The organism is Pseudomonas sp. P8_241, assembly GCF_034008315.1.
Lineage (GTDB): Bacteria > Pseudomonadota > Gammaproteobacteria > Pseudomonadales > Pseudomonadaceae > Aquipseudomonas.
Map to the genome: position 1 here is coordinate 3,141,509 of NZ_CP125377.1, position 16,752 is coordinate 3,158,260.

17 protein-coding genes and 2 pseudogenes are annotated in these 16,752 nt (G+C 59.9%); 12 read left to right on the top strand and 7 right to left on the bottom strand.

Features of this window, described 5'->3' with window-relative positions; all coding sequences use genetic code 11:
* The first annotated feature begins 74 nt into the window (after nucleotides 1-74).
* Complete coding sequence (locus QMK58_RS14425) at nucleotides 75-1,115, top strand: Ldh family oxidoreductase (RefSeq protein ID WP_053159969.1); 1,041 nt, start codon at nucleotides 75-77, stop codon at nucleotides 1,113-1,115.
* A 138-nt stretch (nucleotides 1,116-1,253) separates the two neighbouring features.
* Here QMK58_RS14425 and QMK58_RS14430 read toward each other — a convergent pair whose 3' ends face one another.
* Nucleotides 1,254-1,571 carry a DUF883 family protein gene (locus tag QMK58_RS14430; RefSeq protein ID WP_053159971.1) on the bottom strand — a complete coding sequence of 106 codons (318 nt, stop codon included), beginning with the start codon at nucleotides 1,569-1,571 and terminating at the stop codon, nucleotides 1,254-1,256.
* 164 nt (nucleotides 1,572-1,735) lie between these two features.
* Here QMK58_RS14430 and QMK58_RS14435 point away from each other — a divergent pair, with 164 nt between their 5' ends.
* Nucleotides 1,736-1,987 (top strand): hypothetical protein, encoded by a 252-nt coding sequence (locus QMK58_RS14435; RefSeq protein ID WP_053159973.1) that lies wholly within the window; start codon nucleotides 1,736-1,738, stop codon nucleotides 1,985-1,987.
* A 64-nt stretch (nucleotides 1,988-2,051) separates the two neighbouring features.
* On the opposite strand, the gene QMK58_RS14440 is transcribed toward QMK58_RS14435, so the two are convergent.
* Nucleotides 2,052-2,957: a LysR family transcriptional regulator gene (locus tag QMK58_RS14440; protein WP_320396500.1), complete on the bottom strand. Its 906-nt coding sequence runs from the start codon at nucleotides 2,955-2,957 to the stop codon at nucleotides 2,052-2,054.
* Between the two features lie 85 nt (nucleotides 2,958-3,042).
* Between QMK58_RS14440 and QMK58_RS14445 the strand changes: the two genes are divergently transcribed.
* From QMK58_RS14445 to QMK58_RS14470, 6 genes are all read left to right on the top strand, one after another.
* A complete protein-coding gene (locus tag QMK58_RS14445) occupies nucleotides 3,043-3,966 on the top strand; it encodes a carbon-nitrogen hydrolase family protein (RefSeq protein WP_053159977.1) in 924 nt (307 codons plus the stop codon).
* Nucleotides 3,967-4,102: 136 nt separating this feature from the next.
* Nucleotides 4,103-5,767, top strand: coding sequence for an AMP-binding protein (locus QMK58_RS14450; protein WP_320396501.1), 1,665 nt, complete (start codon nucleotides 4,103-4,105; stop codon nucleotides 5,765-5,767).
* 16 nt (nucleotides 5,768-5,783) lie between these two features.
* Nucleotides 5,784-6,545 carry an SDR family NAD(P)-dependent oxidoreductase gene (locus QMK58_RS14455; RefSeq protein WP_320396502.1) on the top strand — a complete coding sequence of 254 codons (762 nt, stop codon included), beginning with the start codon at nucleotides 5,784-5,786 and terminating at the stop codon, nucleotides 6,543-6,545.
* A 12-nt stretch (nucleotides 6,546-6,557) separates the two neighbouring features.
* Nucleotides 6,558-7,751, top strand: coding sequence for an acetyl-CoA C-acyltransferase (locus QMK58_RS14460; RefSeq protein ID WP_053159984.1), 1,194 nt, complete (start codon nucleotides 6,558-6,560; stop codon nucleotides 7,749-7,751).
* Between the two features lie 137 nt (nucleotides 7,752-7,888).
* A complete protein-coding gene (locus QMK58_RS14465) occupies nucleotides 7,889-9,016 on the top strand; it encodes an acyl-CoA dehydrogenase (protein ID WP_053159986.1) in 1,128 nt (375 codons plus the stop codon).
* Nucleotides 9,017-9,136: 120 nt separating this feature from the next.
* Nucleotides 9,137-9,910 carry an enoyl-CoA hydratase gene (locus QMK58_RS14470; RefSeq protein WP_053159988.1) on the top strand — a complete coding sequence of 258 codons (774 nt, stop codon included), beginning with the start codon at nucleotides 9,137-9,139 and terminating at the stop codon, nucleotides 9,908-9,910.
* 92 nt (nucleotides 9,911-10,002) lie between these two features.
* Here QMK58_RS14470 and QMK58_RS14475 read toward each other — a convergent pair whose 3' ends face one another.
* From QMK58_RS14475 to QMK58_RS14485, 3 genes and pseudogenes are all read right to left on the bottom strand, one after another.
* Nucleotides 10,003-11,154 carry an acyl-CoA dehydrogenase family protein gene (locus tag QMK58_RS14475; RefSeq protein WP_320396503.1) on the bottom strand — a complete coding sequence of 384 codons (1,152 nt, stop codon included), beginning with the start codon at nucleotides 11,152-11,154 and terminating at the stop codon, nucleotides 10,003-10,005.
* 3 nt (nucleotides 11,155-11,157) lie between these two features.
* Nucleotides 11,158-12,264, bottom strand: a complete 1,107-nt coding sequence (locus tag QMK58_RS14480) for an enoyl-CoA hydratase/isomerase family protein (RefSeq protein ID WP_053159993.1) — start codon at nucleotides 12,262-12,264, stop codon at nucleotides 11,158-11,160.
* 157 nt (nucleotides 12,265-12,421) lie between these two features.
* Nucleotides 12,422-12,565, bottom strand: a pseudogene (locus QMK58_RS14485) (LysR family transcriptional regulator); the annotation flags it as partial.
* Between the two features lie 2 nt (nucleotides 12,566-12,567).
* Between QMK58_RS14485 and QMK58_RS14490 the strand changes: the two are divergent.
* Nucleotides 12,568-12,745: pseudogene (locus tag QMK58_RS14490) on the top strand (agmatinase); the annotation flags it as partial.
* Nucleotides 12,746-12,799: 54 nt separating this feature from the next.
* On the opposite strand, the gene QMK58_RS14495 reads toward QMK58_RS14490, so the two are convergent.
* Nucleotides 12,800-13,852 carry an aldo/keto reductase gene (locus QMK58_RS14495; protein WP_053159995.1) on the bottom strand — a complete coding sequence of 351 codons (1,053 nt, stop codon included), beginning with the start codon at nucleotides 13,850-13,852 and terminating at the stop codon, nucleotides 12,800-12,802.
* A gap of 175 nt (nucleotides 13,853-14,027) precedes the next feature.
* Between QMK58_RS14495 and zapE the strand changes: the two genes are divergently transcribed.
* From zapE to QMK58_RS14510, 3 genes are all read left to right on the top strand, one after another.
* Nucleotides 14,028-15,146: a cell division protein ZapE gene (gene zapE, locus QMK58_RS14500; RefSeq protein ID WP_320396504.1), complete on the top strand. Its 1,119-nt coding sequence runs from the start codon at nucleotides 14,028-14,030 to the stop codon at nucleotides 15,144-15,146.
* Between the two features lie 15 nt (nucleotides 15,147-15,161).
* Nucleotides 15,162-15,743: a DinB family protein gene (locus QMK58_RS14505; protein ID WP_053159997.1), complete on the top strand. Its 582-nt coding sequence runs from the start codon at nucleotides 15,162-15,164 to the stop codon at nucleotides 15,741-15,743.
* A 118-nt stretch (nucleotides 15,744-15,861) separates the two neighbouring features.
* Nucleotides 15,862-16,353, top strand: coding sequence for a GNAT family N-acetyltransferase (locus QMK58_RS14510; protein WP_320396505.1), 492 nt, complete (start codon nucleotides 15,862-15,864; stop codon nucleotides 16,351-16,353).
* Nucleotides 16,354-16,480: 127 nt separating this feature from the next.
* Here the strand turns inward: QMK58_RS14510 and QMK58_RS14515 are convergent, their stop codons facing one another.
* Complete coding sequence (locus QMK58_RS14515; RefSeq protein ID WP_053159999.1) at nucleotides 16,481-16,690, bottom strand: hypothetical protein; 210 nt, start codon at nucleotides 16,688-16,690, stop codon at nucleotides 16,481-16,483.
* Nucleotides 16,691-16,752 lie beyond the last annotated feature (62 nt).

The window sequence follows — 16,752 nt, forward strand, 5'->3', positions numbered from 1 at the left end:
TGACAGCGAGCCCACAAGAAAGCGCTTAATCGGCGAGTCAACGTGCTTAACAATAAAAAACACTGGAGCTTCTGATGACCGCATCGCCTGAAATGGCAGTCAGTTCGGCCGAACAAACGCTCGATTTCGACTCGCTCGTTCTACTGCTCGAACACATTTTTGTCCGCCATGGCACGTCTGCCGAGGTCGCCCGAACCCTGGCGCTCAATTGCGCCGGCGCCGAGCGCGATGGTGCACACAGCCATGGCGTGTTCCGGATTCCGGGTTATGTGTCGACGCTGCAAAGCGGCTGGGTCAATGGCCAGGCTGTTCCGGTGATTGAAGATGTTGCGTCTGGTTTTGTCCGTGTCGATGCCGGCAATGGTTTTGCACAACCCGCGCTGGCGGCAGCGCGTCCCTTGCTGGTTGAAAAGGTTCGCAGCGCCGGGATCGCGGTGTTGGCAATCCGCAATTCGCACCATTTCGCCGCATTGTGGCCGGACGTCGAGCCTTTCGCGGACGAGGGACTGGTGGCATTGAGTGTGGTCAACAGCATGACCTGCGTGGTCCCCCATGGTGCCGATCGACCGTTGTTCGGCACCAACCCGATTGCCTTCGCCGCCCCACGGGCCGACGGTGCACCGATTGTCTTTGATCTCGCCACCAGCGCCATTGCCCATGGCGATGTCCAGATTGCCGCGCGCAAGGGCGAACGCTTGCCGGAGGGCATGGGTGTGGACAGCCTCGGTCAACCGACCACCGACCCTAAAGCGATTCTTGAAGGGGGTGCATTGCTGCCGTTCGGCGGTCACAAGGGCTCGGCGTTGTCGATGATGGTCGAACTGTTGGCGGCGGCGCTGACCGGGGGCAATTTTTCCTTCGAGTTCGATTGGAAAAACCACCCGGGCGCTAAAACGCCGTGGACCGGCCAGCTACTGATCGTGATTGACCCGAGCAAGGCTGCCGGACAAGGTTTTGCCGAGCGCAGCAAGGAGCTGGTGCGACAAATGCACGGAGTCGGTTTGAAGCGGCTGCCGGGGGATCGACGTCATCAGCAGCGTGCCAAGTCCAAGGCTGGAGGCATTACGCTGGATGCGCAAACAATGGCGAATCTGCGGGAGTTGGGCGGAATCTGAATTTTCAAACTGTAGGAGCGAGCCTGCTCGCGATGGACGTCAACGAAAACCCGTGCTTACTGGGTAAACGCGGCGTTCTTGCGTCCATCGCGAGCAGGCTCGCTCCTACAGGGGTTTCGGTGAGTGCAAATGATGGGTTTAGCGACGGCCGAGCAGTAAGCCAACCACCAGGCCAAATCCGGCGGAAATCGCAACGGTTTGCCATGGATGTCCGCCAATGTAGGTTTGCGTGGCTTCGACCGCAGGCAATGTCCGGTCGCGGACGCTGCTGACTGAATCCCTGGCCTGCTGGAGTTTCAAGGAGATTTGCTCGCGCAGGGTCTCCGCTTCCTCTCCAACCAGAGATGCACTGCTCTTGAGCAGTTTTTCCGATTCTTCTATCAGCGTCGACAGTTCGCTGAAGGCCTGATCCTTGATTTGTTCATCAGCGACTTGCGTGGCGGTTTTCCGGGCCATTGAGGTACTCCTTGCAGGTGAGTGGACAGTGAACAATGGAGTCTGCCGCCGGTGCAAAAGTTGCAGTCCAATCGTCACGGGGACGCAATTTTGCTGTAAACCGGCGCAGGACGTTTCGTCCTACAGTGTAAGATGTCGCCAATTTTACGCAGCAGGAAATTCCCATGAGCTTCAATCTGGCCGACAAATCCCTTGCCGAGCGCGCAGCGCTTGAAGACGAGAAATCCCGTCTGTTCGACCTCTGGCAAAACAACCTGGGCAAAGCCAAGGGCGAAGCCGCGCGGTTGTTTGGCGAGCGGGCCAAGCGCAAAGGCAAATGGGCCGAATGGGTGCGATCCGAGCTGGACGGCATGTCGCCGCCGGAATTCGCCAATATGGTGCGCAGTGAAGTCAATCGCCTGATGGCGGCCAAGTAGTAGCGGCCGCAGGCTGCGATCTTTTGATCTTTTTTTAAAGATCGCAGCCTGATGGCAGCTCCTACTAGAAGATGGAGATAATCGCTTCTCGCACTTTAACGACCACCGGATCGAGCTGGGTGCTGGTGCGCCAACCCAGTTCGATCGGATAGCGCGGCAGCGCCAAAGGGCAGGGCAGCAATGCCAGCCCGGTGATTGTCGCGATGCTTCGCGCTGCATGAGCGGGAATGGTCGCCACGGCGTGACTGCCTTTGAGTAGATGCGGCAACGCCGCGAAATGCGTGGTCGAGGCACACACCCGTCGGCTCAACCCCAGCGCCGCGAGCCCTTCATCAGTGATGCCGATAAATCCGCCGGACGACACCAGAATGTGTTCGCGGGCGACAAACTCCTCGAGGCTGATGTGTTGCTGCCCCTCGGCCAGACTCGCAGGGTCCGCCAGGCACAAGTAACCGCCTTCGCCCAATACTTGCCGGCTGAGCAGTCGCTCGGCGAATCCGCCAGCGGTAATCGCCAGGTCGATGCCGCGCTCCATCAATGCCTGGCCGACGATCTGGCTGTGGGTCTGGCGAAAAATCAGGCGCAGTTTCGGTGCCCGCCGAGCGATTTCTTCGATCAAGCGTCGCCCGTAGGCAATTTCGAAATCATCCGATAGGCCTACGATGACCGAGCGTCCGTCGTACACAGTCGCGGCCGGATCAACCATCGCCAGGCTCTGGCGGCATTTGTTCAAGGCTTCGCTGACCACCGGTTTCAGCTGATTGGCCTTGAGCGATGGCGCGAGCCCTCGGCCCGTACGCACGAACAGTTGATCGCCATACACCTCGCGCAACCGGCGCAGGGCTGCGCTGACCGCCGACTGCGTCACGCCAAGGCGCAGGGCCGCACGGCTGGCGCTGGATTCTTCGTGCAGGGCTTCGAAGACTTTGAGCAGGTTGAGGTCGATGTCGGTGATATTCATGTGGCTCATATCATTCAGCAGTGATCAGGGCTTTATTCATGATCCAGTGGCGCCGGAGAATGAGCAACACCTGATCCCAACGGAGTTTTCCAAGATGCCCACATCCATTGTTGCCGCCCTGCAAATCGGTGCTTCGCCGGGCGGTAAAGCTGACACCCTGGACCAGATCCTGTCCTATGAAAACGCGATCGTCGAAGCCGGGGCCGGTCTGGTGGTGATGCCCGAAGCCCTGTTGGGCGGCTATCCCAAGGGTGAAGGCTTCGGCACGCAACTGGGTTATCGACTGCCCGAAGGGCGTGAAGCGTTTGCCCGATATTTCGCCAATGCCATTGACGTTCCCGGCATCGAAACCGAGGTGCTGGCCGGGCTGTCCTCGCGCACCGGGGCCAATCTGGTCGTGGGTGTGATCGAACGGGCAGGCAGCACCTTGTATTGCACCGCGTTGCATTTCGATCCACAGGCCGGGCTGGTTGCCAGACATCGAAAACTGATGCCCACAGGCACCGAACGGTTGATCTGGGGCAAGGGCGATGGCTCGACGTTACCGGTGATCGACAGCCAGGTCGGGCGAATCGGCGCTGTGATTTGCTGGGAAAACATGATGCCGCTACTGCGTACCGCGATGTACGCCAAAGGCGTGGAGGTGTGGTGCGCACCGACAGTGGACGAGCGGGAGATGTGGCAAGTCAGCATGCGCCACATTGCCCACGAAGGGCGTTGCTTCGTGGTCAGCGCCTGTCAGGTTCAGGCTTCGCCGCAAGCCTTGGGGCTAGACATCGCCAATTGGCCGGCGGACCGGCCACTGATTGCCGGCGGCAGCGTCATCGTCGGCCCAATGGGCGACATTTTGGCCGGACCGCTGCGCGATGGCTCCGGTTTGCTTACCGCCGAAATCGATACCGATGACCTCGTCCGAGCTCGATACGACTACGACGTGGTCGGGCATTACGCGCGTGCGGACGTGTTCGAGCTCACCGTCGACGAGCGCGCCAAACCCGGGGTTCGCTTCATCTCCTGACGCCTTGCGGGCTTTGGCCAAACCAGTCAGACAACTTGATAACTTAGACCATTGCCCGCCAACCCGCGCAGAGCGAGTATTTCCCTGTTGATTACGGTTCCCCCAACCTAATAAAAAACACAGAGGGATTCTGGCAATGCGCGATTACTTGTCTGCTACTTCTCAGTTCAACTATCAACACACCGTCGATGCTGCACTCGCCGGTGATCTGACAGCCCTCAACGCCTGTGTCGAATGTTGCGATCGCCATGCCTTGCCGGGCCGAATCGCCCTGTTCTGGGAAGGTCGCGACGGCGCCAGCGCGACTTACACCTTCAGCGACCTGCAAGAAAAGGCTGCACGCTTCGCCAATTTCCTGCTCGCGCAAGGCGTGAAAAAAGGCGACAAGGTTGCCGGTCTCCTGCCACGTAATATCGAACTGCTGATCACCGTGTTCGCCACCTGGCGCATCGGTGCGGTGTATCAACCGCTGTTTACCGCGTTTGGCCCCAAAGCCATTGAGCACCGTCTGAGCAGCTCTGGCGCCAAAGTGGTGGTCACCGACGCGGTCAACCGCTCGAAACTCGCCGAAGTCGCCGATTGCCCGACCATCGTCACCGTCGCTGGCGCCAAAGGGCAGGGCATCGTGCGCGGTGATTTCAGTTTCTGGGCCGAACTGGCCAATTATCCTGCGACTTGCGATCCGGTGCTGCTGAGCGGCGAAGACCCCTTCCTGCTGATGTTTACCTCGGGCACTACCGGCCCTTCGAAAGCGCTGTCGGTACCGCTCAAGGCTATTGTCGCTTTCGAGAGCTACACACGCGACGCCGTGGATTTGCGTCCCGAAGACGCGTTCTGGAACGTCGCCGATCCGGGTTGGGCCTACGGCATCTACTTTGGTGTCACAGGTCCCATGGCCATGGGGCATCCGATCACCTTTTACGATGGTCCGTTCACCCTCGAAAGCACGTGCCGGGTGATCAACAAATACGCAATTACCAACCTCACCGGTTCGCCGACCGCGTACCGTCTGTTGATTGCCGGCGGCGATGAATTCGCCAAATCGATCAAGGGCAAACTGCGCATTGTCAGCAGCGCGGGGGAGCCGCTGAACCCGGAAGTGATTCGCTGGTTCGCCGACAACCTCGGCGTGGTCATTCACGACCATTACGGACAGACCGAACTGGGCATGGTGCTGTGCAACCACCATGGCCTGGAGCATCCGATTCATATGGGCGCCGCCGGTTTTGCTTCGCCCGGTCACCGCATCGTGGTGCTGGATGACGACTACAAGGAACTGGGTGTCGGCCAGCCGGGCATTTTGGCCATCGATCGCAGCCAGTCGCCGATGTGCTGGTTCGCGGGTTATGAAGGCGGGCCAACCAAGGCCTTCGTGGGTAACTATTACCTGAGCGGCGACACCGTCGAGTGGAACCCGGATGGCAGCATCAGTTTCGTTGGGCGCAGTGATGATGTGATCACCACTTCCGGCTATCGCGTCGGGCCGTTTGATGTCGAGAGTGCGCTGATCGAACACCCGGCCGTGGTCGAAGCCGCCGTCGTCGGCAAGCCAGATCCGGAACGTACAGAACTGGTCAAGGCTTTCGTCGTGCTCAGCCCGCAATACCGCGCTGCACCGGAGCTCGCCGAAGAACTGCGCCAACACGTGCGCAAGCGTCTGGCGGCGCATTCGTACCCCCGTGAAATCGAATTTGTCAGCGAACTGCCGAAAACCCCAAGCGGCAAATTGCAGCGCTTTATTTTGCGTAATCAGGAAATCGCCAAGGCTCAAGAGGCCGCCGCGAAGAACGTTTCAGCATGAATTCAAGGAAACAGTGATGCAGATCGAGAACAAGGTTTTTATCGTCACCGGCGGGGCTTCCGGCCTCGGTGCAGCCACCGCTGAAGTGCTGGTCGCAGCCGGCGCGAAGGTGATGCTGGTGGACATGAACGCCGAAGCGGTCGCGGCACAGGCCCAGCGCCTGGGTGCGCAGAGTGTTGTCGCTGACATCAGCAACGAAGCGGCCGCCGAAGCAGCGGTGCAGGCCACGGTCAAAGCCTTCGGTGGTCTCAACGGTCTGGTCAACTGCGCAGGTATCGTGCGCGGCGAGAAGATCCTCGGCAAGAACGGCCCGCATGCGCTGTCCAGTTTCAGCCAGGTGATCAACGTCAACCTGATCGGCAGTTTCAACATGCTGCGTCTGGCGGCGGCGGCAATCGCGGAAACCGAAGCGGACGCCGATGGCGAGCGCGGTGTGATCATCAACACCGCCTCGGCGGCGGCTTACGACGGCCAGATCGGCCAGGCGGCTTACGCGGCGTCCAAAGGCGCGATTGTCAGCCTGACGTTGCCCGCCGCCCGTGAGCTGGCGCGCTTCGGTATCCGTGTGATGACCATCGCACCGGGCATTTTTGAAACCCCGATGATGGCCGGCATGACACAGGAAGTGCGTGATTCTCTGGCCGCTGGCGTGCCATTCCCGCCGCGTTTGGGCAAACCGGCCGAGTACGCGGGGCTGGTCAGGCATATTATTGAAAACAGCATGCTCAACGGCGAGGTAATCCGTCTCGACGGTGCCTTGCGCATGGCGGCCAAGTAAGGAGGATTTGTCATGACTCAATCCAATGATCCAATTGTCATCGTCAGCGCCGTGCGCACCCCGATGGGTGGTTTCCAGGGCGAACTGAAAAGCCTGACCGCGCCGCAACTCGGTGCCGCGGCCATCAAGGCGGCGGTGGAGCGTGCCGGTGTTGCCAGTGATGCTGTCGATGAGGTGCTGTTCGGCTGCGTGCTGCCTGCCGGACTCGGCCAGGCCCCGGCGCGTCAAGCGGCGCTAGGCGCGGGGCTGGATAAATCGACCCGCTGCACCACCCTGAACAAAATGTGCGGTTCCGGCATGGAAGCGACCATTCTGGCCCACGACATGCTGCTCGCCGGCAGTGCCGACGTGGTGGTAGCCGGCGGCATGGAAAGCATGTCCAACGCGCCATACCTGCTGGACCGCGCCCGTGCGGGTTATCGCATGGGCCACGGCCGGGTGCTGGATTCGATGTTCCTCGACGGTCTGGAGGACGCCTACGACAAGGGCCGCCTGATGGGCACCTTCGCCGAGGAGTGCGCTGAAACCCACGGTTTCAGCCGTGAAGCCCAGGACGCCTTCGCCATTGCCTCGACCACCCGCGCTCAGCAGGCGATCAAGGATGGCAGTTTCAAGGACGAGATCGTGCCGCTGACCGTGACCGTCGGCAAAGAGCAGGTGACGATCAGCGATGATGAGCAGCCACCGAAAGCCAGGCTCGACAAGATTGCCACGCTGAAACCGGCGTTCCGCGAGGGCGGCACCGTGACGGCAGCCAATGCCAGTTCGATTTCCGACGGCGCGGCGGCGCTGGTGTTGATGCGCCAGTCGCAAGCGCAGAAACAAGGCCTGAAGCCACTGGCGGTGATTCACGGGCACGCGGCGTTTGCCGATACCCCGAGCCTGTTTCCGGTGGCGCCCATCGGTGCGATAAAGAAACTGCTGAAGAAAACCGGTTGGTCGCTGGATCAGGTCGACCTGTTCGAGATCAACGAAGCGTTTGCAGTTGTCAGCCTGGTGGCAATGACTCAGCTGGAAATCCCTCACGAGAAACTCAACGTGCACGGCGGTGCTTGTGCCCTGGGTCATCCGATCGGTACCTCCGGTGCGCGGATTATTGTGACCCTGCTCTCGGCCCTACGGCACAAAGGCTTGAAGCGCGGCGTGGCGGCGATTTGTATCGGCGGCGGTGAAGCGACGGCCATGGCCGTGGAATGCCTCTACTGACACGATTTCTGTAGGAGCGAGCATGCTCGCGATGAACTCGAGAGCATTGCGGGGAATCAGGCTTCCCGCGTCATCGTTGACGTCCATCGCGAGCATGCTCGCTCCTACAGGGTCCAAAATAATGTTAAGGAATAGTCATGCTTCCCAATGACGAACAACAGCAGATTCGCGACGCGGCCCGGGATTTTGCCCAGGAGCGCCTGAAACCTTTCGCTGCCGAGTGGGACCGTGAGCACCGATTCCCCAAGGAAGCCATCGGTGAAATGGCCGAACTGGGTTTTTTCGGCATGCTGGTGCCGGAACAGTGGGGCGGTTGCGACACCGGTTACCTGGCCTACGCCATGGCCCTGGAAGAAATCGCCGCGGGCGACGGTGCCTGCTCGACGATCATGAGCGTGCACAATTCGGTGGGTTGCGTGCCGATCCTGCACTACGGCAACGACGATCAGAAGGAACGCTTCCTCAGGCCGCTGGCCAGCGGTGCGATGCTCGGCGCGTTCGCCCTGACCGAGCCCCAGGCCGGTTCCGACGCCAGTGGTTTGAAAACCCGAGCCAGACTGAACGGCGACCACTACGTGCTCAACGGCTGCAAGCAATTCATCACGTCCGGCCAAAACGCCGGGGTGGTGATCGTGTTTGCGGTGACTGATCCGAGTGCGGGGAAACGCGGGATCAGTGCTTTCATCGTACCGACCGATTCGCCAGGCTACAAAGTTGCGCGGATCGAAGACAAACTCGGCCAGCACGCTTCCGACACCTGCCAGATCCTCTTCGAAGACGTAAAAGTGCCGGTGGTCAACCGTTTGGGTGAGGAGGGCGAAGGCTACAAGATCGCCCTGGCCAACCTCGAAGGCGGACGCGTAGGCATCGCTTCGCAGTCGGTGGGTATGGCCCGCGCCGCGTTCGAAGCAGCCCGCGATTACGCCCGTGAACGCGAGAGCTTCGGCAAGCCGATCATCGAGCATCAGGCTGTAGCGTTCCGCCTGGCCGACATGGCGACCCAGATCGCCGTGGCGCGGCAAATGGTGCATTACGCGGCAGCGCTGCGTGACAGCGGCAAACCGGCACTGGTCGAAGCCTCCATGGCCAAGTTGTTCGCCTCGGAAATGGCGGAGAAGGTATGCTCTTCGGCGCTGCAGACCCTCGGCGGCTACGGTTACCTCAACGACTTCCCGTTGGAGCGGATCTACCGCGACGTCCGGGTCTGCCAGATCTATGAAGGCACCAGCGACATTCAGCGCATGGTCATTTCGCGCAATCTCTAAATTGGAACACCCGTAGGAGCTGTCGCAGGCTGCGATCTTTTGACTTTGGCTTTCAAGATCAAAAGGTCGCAGCCTGCGGCAGCTCCTACGGGGATTGAATGTTTATCAGGAGTCATTTATATGAGCTACGAAACGATTTTGCTGGAAACCCATGGCCGCGTCGGCCTGATCACGCTCAACCGTCCGCAAGCGCTGAACGCGTTGAACGCGCAGATCATCGGCGAACTGAACCACGCTCTTGATGGCCTGGAAGCCGACTCGAACATCGGCTGCATCGTGCTCACCGGTTCGAAGAAAGCCTTCGCCGCCGGCGCCGACATCAAGGAAATGGCTGAACTGACTTACCCGCAGATCTACCTCGATGACCTGTTCAGCGACAGCGATCGCGTGGCCAACCGCCGCAAACCGATCATCGCGGCGGTCAACGGTTTTGCCTTGGGTGGGGGCTGTGAACTGGCGCTGATGTGCGATTTCATTCTGGCCGGCGACAACGCCAGGTTCGGTCAGCCTGAAATCAACCTTGGCGTGCTGCCAGGCATGGGCGGCACTCAACGTCTGACCCGCGCTGTGGGCAAGGCCAAGGCCATGGAAATGTGCCTGAGCGGACGTTTGATCGATGCGGTGGAAGCGGAACGCTGCGGCATCGTCGCGCGTATCGTGCCGAGCGATGAGCTGCTGGACGAAGCCCTGAAAGTCGCGGCATTGATCGCCAAAAAATCGTTGCCGATTGCGATGATGGTCAAGGAAAGCGTCAACCGTGCATTCGAAGTGAGCCTTTCCGAAGGCGTGCGTTTCGAACGCCGGGTGTTCCATGCGGCGTTTGCGACGCAGGATCAGAAAGAAGGGATGGCGGCGTTTATTGCCAAGCGCGAGGCGGAGTTCCAAGGCAAGTAATAGGATTACATCAAAAGATCGCAGCCTTCGGCAGCTCCTACAGGAGAACGCGTAACTCTGTAGGAGCTGCCGAAGGCTGCGATCTTTTGCGTTTACACCAGATAATTCTTCAGTTCGCGGGCAATCACCATCCGTTGAATCTCGCTCGACCCTTCATAAATCTGCGTGATCCGCGCATCCCGGTAGTACTTCTCCACTGGATAATCTTCCAGATAGCCGTATCCGCCATGAATCTGAATGGCGGACGAACACACCTTCTCGGCCATTTCCGAAGCAAACAGCTTGGCTTGTGAGGCTTCCGACAGGCATGGTTTGCCGGCCGTGCGCAGGCGCGCGGCGTGCAGGATCATCAACCGTGCAGCGTTCAATTGCATGTGCATGTCGGCCAACAGGTTGGCGATGCTCTGGTGTTCGTTGATCGGTTTGCCAAACTGCACGCGGTCGCGAGAGTAGGCCAGCGCCGCTTCAAATGCCGCCCGTGCGATGCCCAGCGCTTGTGCGGCGATGCCGATGCGGCCACCTTCAAGGTTGGACAGTGCGATGGCCAGGCCTTTACCCCGCTCGCCGAGCAGGTTGGCCTCGGCAATAGTGCAGTTATTCAGGGTCACGGCGCAGGTATCGGAAGCGCGGATACCCATTTTGTGTTCGGTACGATCGACAATGAAACCGGCGGTGTCCGTCGGCACTAGAAACGCCGAGATACCGCGTTTGCCCAGATCCGGGTCGGTCACGGCAAACACAATCGCCAATTTCGCCCGCTTGCCGTTGCTGACGAATTGTTTGGCGCCGTTGATCACCCACTGCCCGTCGCGCAGTTCGGCGCGGGTACGCAGATTGTGCGCCTCGGAACCGGCCTGGGGTTCAGTCAGGCAGAAGCAGCCGATGACCTGACCGCTGGCCAGATCCGCCAACCAGGTCTTTTTCTGTTCTTCGCTGCCGTAGTTCATCACCGGCCCGCAGCCGACGGAGTTGTGGATGCTCATGAACGCGCCCGTTGCGCCGTCGCCGGCGGAAATCTCTTCCACCGCTGTGGCATAGGCGACGTAGTCGACGTAAGTGCCGCCCCATTCCTCGGGCACCACCATGCCCAGCAGACCCAGTTCGCCCATTTTTGCCACGAGCGCGTCGTCGATCCAGCCGGCTTTTTCCCAGGCTTGGGCATGGGGTGCGATTTCGCCACGGGCAAAGTCCCGGGCCATGTCGCGGATCATGACTTGCTCTTCGCTCAATTCGATATCGTGCATGCCTCAGCTCCCGCTCTGGTCAAACCCGCTGAAAAAACTCGCCACGTGCTCGGCGTCCAGCGCGTCGAGGGTCGGCGGGTTCCAGCGTGGCTGCTTGTCTTTGTCGATCAGCAAGGCGCGCACACCTTCGATCAGGTCGCCGCGCTCGAACCACTGGCGGTCCAGGTGCAGCTCAAGGGCGAAGCACTGTTCAAGGGACAGCTCGCGTCCGCGACGGAGCATTTCCAGGGTCACGCCCATGGCCAACGGCGAACGGGTGGCCAGCAGTTCGACGGTGGTGATCGCCCATTCACGGCTGTCGGCTACCGTGACCTGGCGCAATTGATCCACAATACTCGGCATGTCGGGCTGGGCGAAGAAGTGGTCGATGGCCGGACGCAACGCACTCAGCGGTGCATCGGGCAGTTGTTGTACGGCGAGCTTGGCCAGCAGGCCTTGCAGGTCCTTGAGCGGCGTGTCGTGCCATTGCAGTTGATCGAGGAGCTCGTCCAGCGTGCCCAGTTTGTCACTTTCCAGATACCAGTCGGCCAGGCCGCAATACAGCGCATCGGCCGCACGGATTTGCACGCCGCTGACGCCCAGGTAAATCCCCAACTCACCGGGGATGCGCGGCAGGAAATAGCTGCCGCCGACGTCCGGGAAATAGCCGATGCCGACTTCCGGCATCGCCAGGCGGCTTTTCTCGGTAACCACCCGCAAGTCCGCGCCCTGGACCAGACCCATGCCACCGCCGAGGACAAAACCGTCCATCAAGGCGACCACGGGTTTGCGGTAGTGATGGATAGCGAGATCGAGGGCGTATTCCTCGACGAAGAAATCTTCGTGCAGGGTGTCGCCGCTTTTGAAGCTGTCGTACAGCGAACGGATATCGCCGCCAGCGCAAAAGGCTTTTTCACCTGCGCCGCGCAGAACCACTGCATGCACCTGCGAATCCTGAGCCCAGGTGTCGAGTTGACGGTGCAGGTTGCGCACCATGTCGAGGGTCAGGGCGTTGAGACCGGCGGGGCGGTTGAGGGTCAGATGACCTATGTGGTTGCGAACTTCGGCCAGCACTTCATTTTGCGTGGCATCCATGGACTGCGCCCCCTTCGATAGAACCTGAGCAGTCATCACTAACTCCCTGCTTTTGTTGTTTTTAAGCCCGCGCGCGAGCGATAGCGGATCGTATCAGTGCAAATTTGCCTTGTACAACCCGGATAAGTGCAGGTTGTCTGTGCATTTATGCATGGCTAATTCCGGCACGGGTTCAGCCTGGACCGCGGTGTCTTCAGATAAACGCCGCCAGCAAATCCTCTTCGAATGCCTTCTGCGCATCCCCTGGGAAGTGACTGGGCACGTAGCCGACATGCTTGCCGGAAAGAATGAATGCGAGGGTGCCTTCGACCTGTTCCGAGCGCGCCGAACACAGCTTGCGGTGTCGATGCGATTGTCGAGGCGATTCGGGCGCGGGTCGGGGACAACCCGGTGTATCTGACGTTTGATATAAGTAGCGCCCGCTTACGACAGCGCGGAGATCACGTCACTTGCAGCAGCAACTTTGGCGATGGAGATGCTGTGTTTGTACGCGGCTAAACACAAGGTCGATCGGTAAGACTCGGTCTACATGTGGGAGCGAGCACAGTCGCTCCCACAGGATTGATGGTTGTCAGGCCACTGGAATCAACGGCAAATCGAGAGTGACCCCTCCACTGAATCGCGCCGCCGAACCCGCGATGGATTCATGCGGTACACCTTGGTCCACATCACTGACCGCATCCAGCCGCGCCAATTGCTCAATACTCATCTGTACATCCAGCGCACCCAACGTCGCGTCAAGTTGCTCGCGGGTGCGCGAACCCAGGATCGGAATCAGTGCCGTGGTCGAGCGTTTGGCCTTTTCTCGAAGCCAGGCGATGGCGACGTGGGTCGGGCTGGCGTCCAGTTCGGCGGCGACGCCGAGCAAGGTGTCGAGCAGGGCGGTTTCACGGGCGCCTTTTTCGGCGTGGATCAGCATTCCGAGTTTCGTCGCGCGGTTATCGCCTTCGCTGTTGCGATACTTGCCGGTGAGAAAGCCACCACCCAGTGGTGACCACAACGTGGCGGCCAGACCCAGGGCTTCGGCCATCGGCAGTTGCTCCCGTTCGGCGGTCCGCTCGGCGAGGCTGTACTCAACCTGGATGGCGGCAATCGGCGCAAAGCTTTTGACTTCGGCCAGCAAGTCGGCGCGAGCGATGCGCCAGGCCGGGAAGTTCGACAGCCCGGCGTAATGAATCTTGCCGGCGCGTACCAGATCGTCGAAACCGCGCAGGATCTCGTCCATCGGCGTAACGCCGTCGCTCATGTGCGCCCAGAACAAGTCGATGTGATCAGTTTTCAGACGTCTGAGGCTTTCTTCGACGGCGCGAATCATATTCTTGCGATTATTGCCTGTGTGGGAAATACCGGCTGCGGGAGTCGTCCCGAGGGTGTATTTGGTAGCTATCACCAGGCTATCCCGTTCTTCTGCGATGAACTCGCTGAGCATGGTCTCCGATTGCCCGCCTTGATAGCCGTTGGCGGTGTCAATGAAGTTGCCTCCTGCTTCCAGATAACCCTCAAAAATGCGCCTGGCTTCGTCGCGCTCGGCACCGTGGCCCCAACCGGTGCCGAAGTTACCGGCGCCCAGCGCCAGTTCGGAAACACGCAAACCGGTCTTACGGCCGAACACTTTGTAATGCATGGGATGGCTCCTGGGGATAGGGATTGATTTAGATGCCTAGCGACACGTATTAAATATTATGCGTATAATATATTCCGTCAAGACGCTTCGTCACGCACCCGACCACTGGCGCTGACAGAGGTACAACCGGCACGGTGTTGCACTTGTGTTGATGGGCGATGGCATACTGCCGCCCATGACTATCGACTCCCCCCTCAGCGCCTGGCAGCAGGCCATCGAACAGAACGGCTTCGTCCAGGACGAAGCTCAGGAACACGCCGTCTGGGCGCTGCACAAATGCCACGAAGCCTTGCATGCCGGACACTCGCCTATCGCTGGCGTTTACCTCTGGGGCCCGGTCGGGCGCGGTAAGACCTGGCTGATGGATCAGTTCTACCAAAGCCTGCGGGTCTCGGCCCGGCGACAGCACTTTCACCATTTCATGGGTTGGGTGCATCGACGCTCGTTCCAGCTGACCGGCATCGCCGACCCCCTGAAGGCACTGGCCCGGGAATTGAGTGAAGATGTGCGCGTGTTGTGCTTCGACGAACTGTTCGTCAATGACATTGGCGACGCAATCATTCTCGGGCGCTTGTTTCAGGTGATGTTCGAGCAGGGTGTGGTAGTGGTCTGCACCTCGAACCTGCCGCCGGATCAGTTGTACGCCGACGGTTTCAACCGCGACCGCTTCATGCCCGCGATCACCGCGATCAAGCAGCACATGCAGGTGATCGCGGTGGACGGCGGGGAAGACCATCGCCTGCACCCTGGCGCCGGTTCGCAACGTTACTGGGTGGCAGAGCCTGGGCAGGATTGCGCGCTGGAGGAGGTGTTCGCGGCGCTGACCATCGGCCAGACGTTGTCCAGCGAGCCGATCAAGGTTGGTTATCGCTCGCTCGATGTAATCAAGGCCAGCCCCAGTGTTCTATGGACCCGATACTCCGATCTCTGCGAGCAACCTTTCGCCGCCATGGATTTCATGGCCCTGTGCGACACCTACAGCGCTATCCTGTTGAGTGAGGTTCCCAATCTCAGTGCGCAAAAACGTGCCGGACGCATTGCCCGTGGGACTGAGGACGCTGTCGAACGAGTGGAGGCGGGGGATCGCGAGTTGCCGCAGTTGTCGGTGCATGACGACGGTGTGCGGCGCTTCATTGCCCTGGTAGACGAGTGCTATGACCGCAAGGTGCCGTTGTACCTGGAAGCCCAGGTGCCGATGGCCTCGCTCTACACCGAGGGTTATCTGGAGTTTCCGTTCCGCCGCACCCTGAGTCGGCTACAGGAAATGCAACTGCAACGGTTCGCCCAAGCGTGATCCGCGGGAGGGAAGATGAATCAGCCTCTGTCGCACCATTTGCTGACCATGGCCTATCAGAACGCCTGGGCCAATCATCGTCTGGCCAAGGCCTGGAAACCGTTGAGTGCCCAGGAGCTTGCAGCGCCCAGGGTCAGCTTCTTCCCCAGCATCCGCGCCACCCTCAATCACATCCTTTCCTGCGACTGGTTTTATGTGGACGCGCTGGAGCGTGAATTGCGCGGGGACGATCCGCATCCTGATTGCTACGTGTTTTTCAGGGAAGACGAGCCGTTTACCCAGGCCTCGGACCTTGCGCGTGAACAGGCCCAGGTTGATCGTCGCCTGATTGCCTACTGTGAACAAATGCGCGATGCCGACCTCGGCAAAATTGTGACGATCGCCCGTGATAATCCGCAACACGACAGCCGTTTGCGCCTGTTGTCGCACCTATTCGAACACCAGATCCATCATCGTGGTCAGGTTCACGCCATGCTCAGCGGTACTTCGGTGAAACCGCCACAACTCGATGAGTTTTTCTGTGCCGGTGAATCGCACCTGCGGGCGGCTGACTTTGCCGAGCTGGGCTGGACCGAAACATTGATCTGGGGCGCTTGAGCGTCAATTATTTTCAGCGCAGCTGATTGTCGGCCATACCGCGCTCGCGTTATGGTCGCGCGGCACTCCGGCACGACCTGCGCGTCGGGGGCTACTTCATGTGTTGTCGAGGATGGAAATGGATTGCGCAGAAATTCTTGTGCTTCAGGCCAGCTACACAAATCCTGTGCACGCCGAAGCGATTTGCCTGGTATTGAACCACTACGCCGAGGATCCGATGGGCGGCGGCCAAGCCTTGCCGGCCGATGTGTTGGAGCAGTTGCCTGGCGAGCTAGCCCGACGACCCCATGCCTTCAGTGTGTTGGCGTTTGTCGGTGGTGAGCCGGCCGGACTGGTCAATTGCTTCGAAGGTTTTTCGACGTTTGCCTGTCGCCCATTGGTGAACGTGCACGATGTGTCGGTGGTGAAGAAGTTTCGTGGCCTGGGCTTGAGCCAGCGCATGCTGCAAAAGGTCGAGGAAATTGCCCGTCAACGCGGTTGCTGCAAGCTCACCCTGGAAGTGCTGGAAGGCAATGCCGTGGCCCAGGCCTCCTACGAAAAAGCCGGTTTTGCAGCAGGCATGTTCGACCCGGCCCATGGCCGGATGCTGTTTTGGACCAAGGCCCTCTGAATTAGCGCCCGGCGTCTGCAGGAGCGAGCTTGCTCGCGATGGTTATTAATGATTACGCGTGCTTACTGATTAAACACCGTTCTTTCGTCCATCGCGAGCAAGCTCGCTCCTACACAAGGCCCCAGGTTCACTTCGGCCGATAGGTTTCAGTCATTTGCGCGGTTTGATCGTCCGGGACCTTCAGTTCATTGCTTTGGACGGGATGGCCCAGGGCTTGCTGCTGGGCGAGTCGCAGGCTTTCGAAGTAATAACGCATGCGTTCTGCGCCACCTTCGGCAAAAGCGCTGGTTGAACTCAAGGCCATCAGGCCGGCGAGAATCAATGTAGTGCGTTTCATGGTTTGCCTCCCACTACAGGTGTCGGATGCCTTTCGTCCATGAACCAATGATCAGTGTCGAA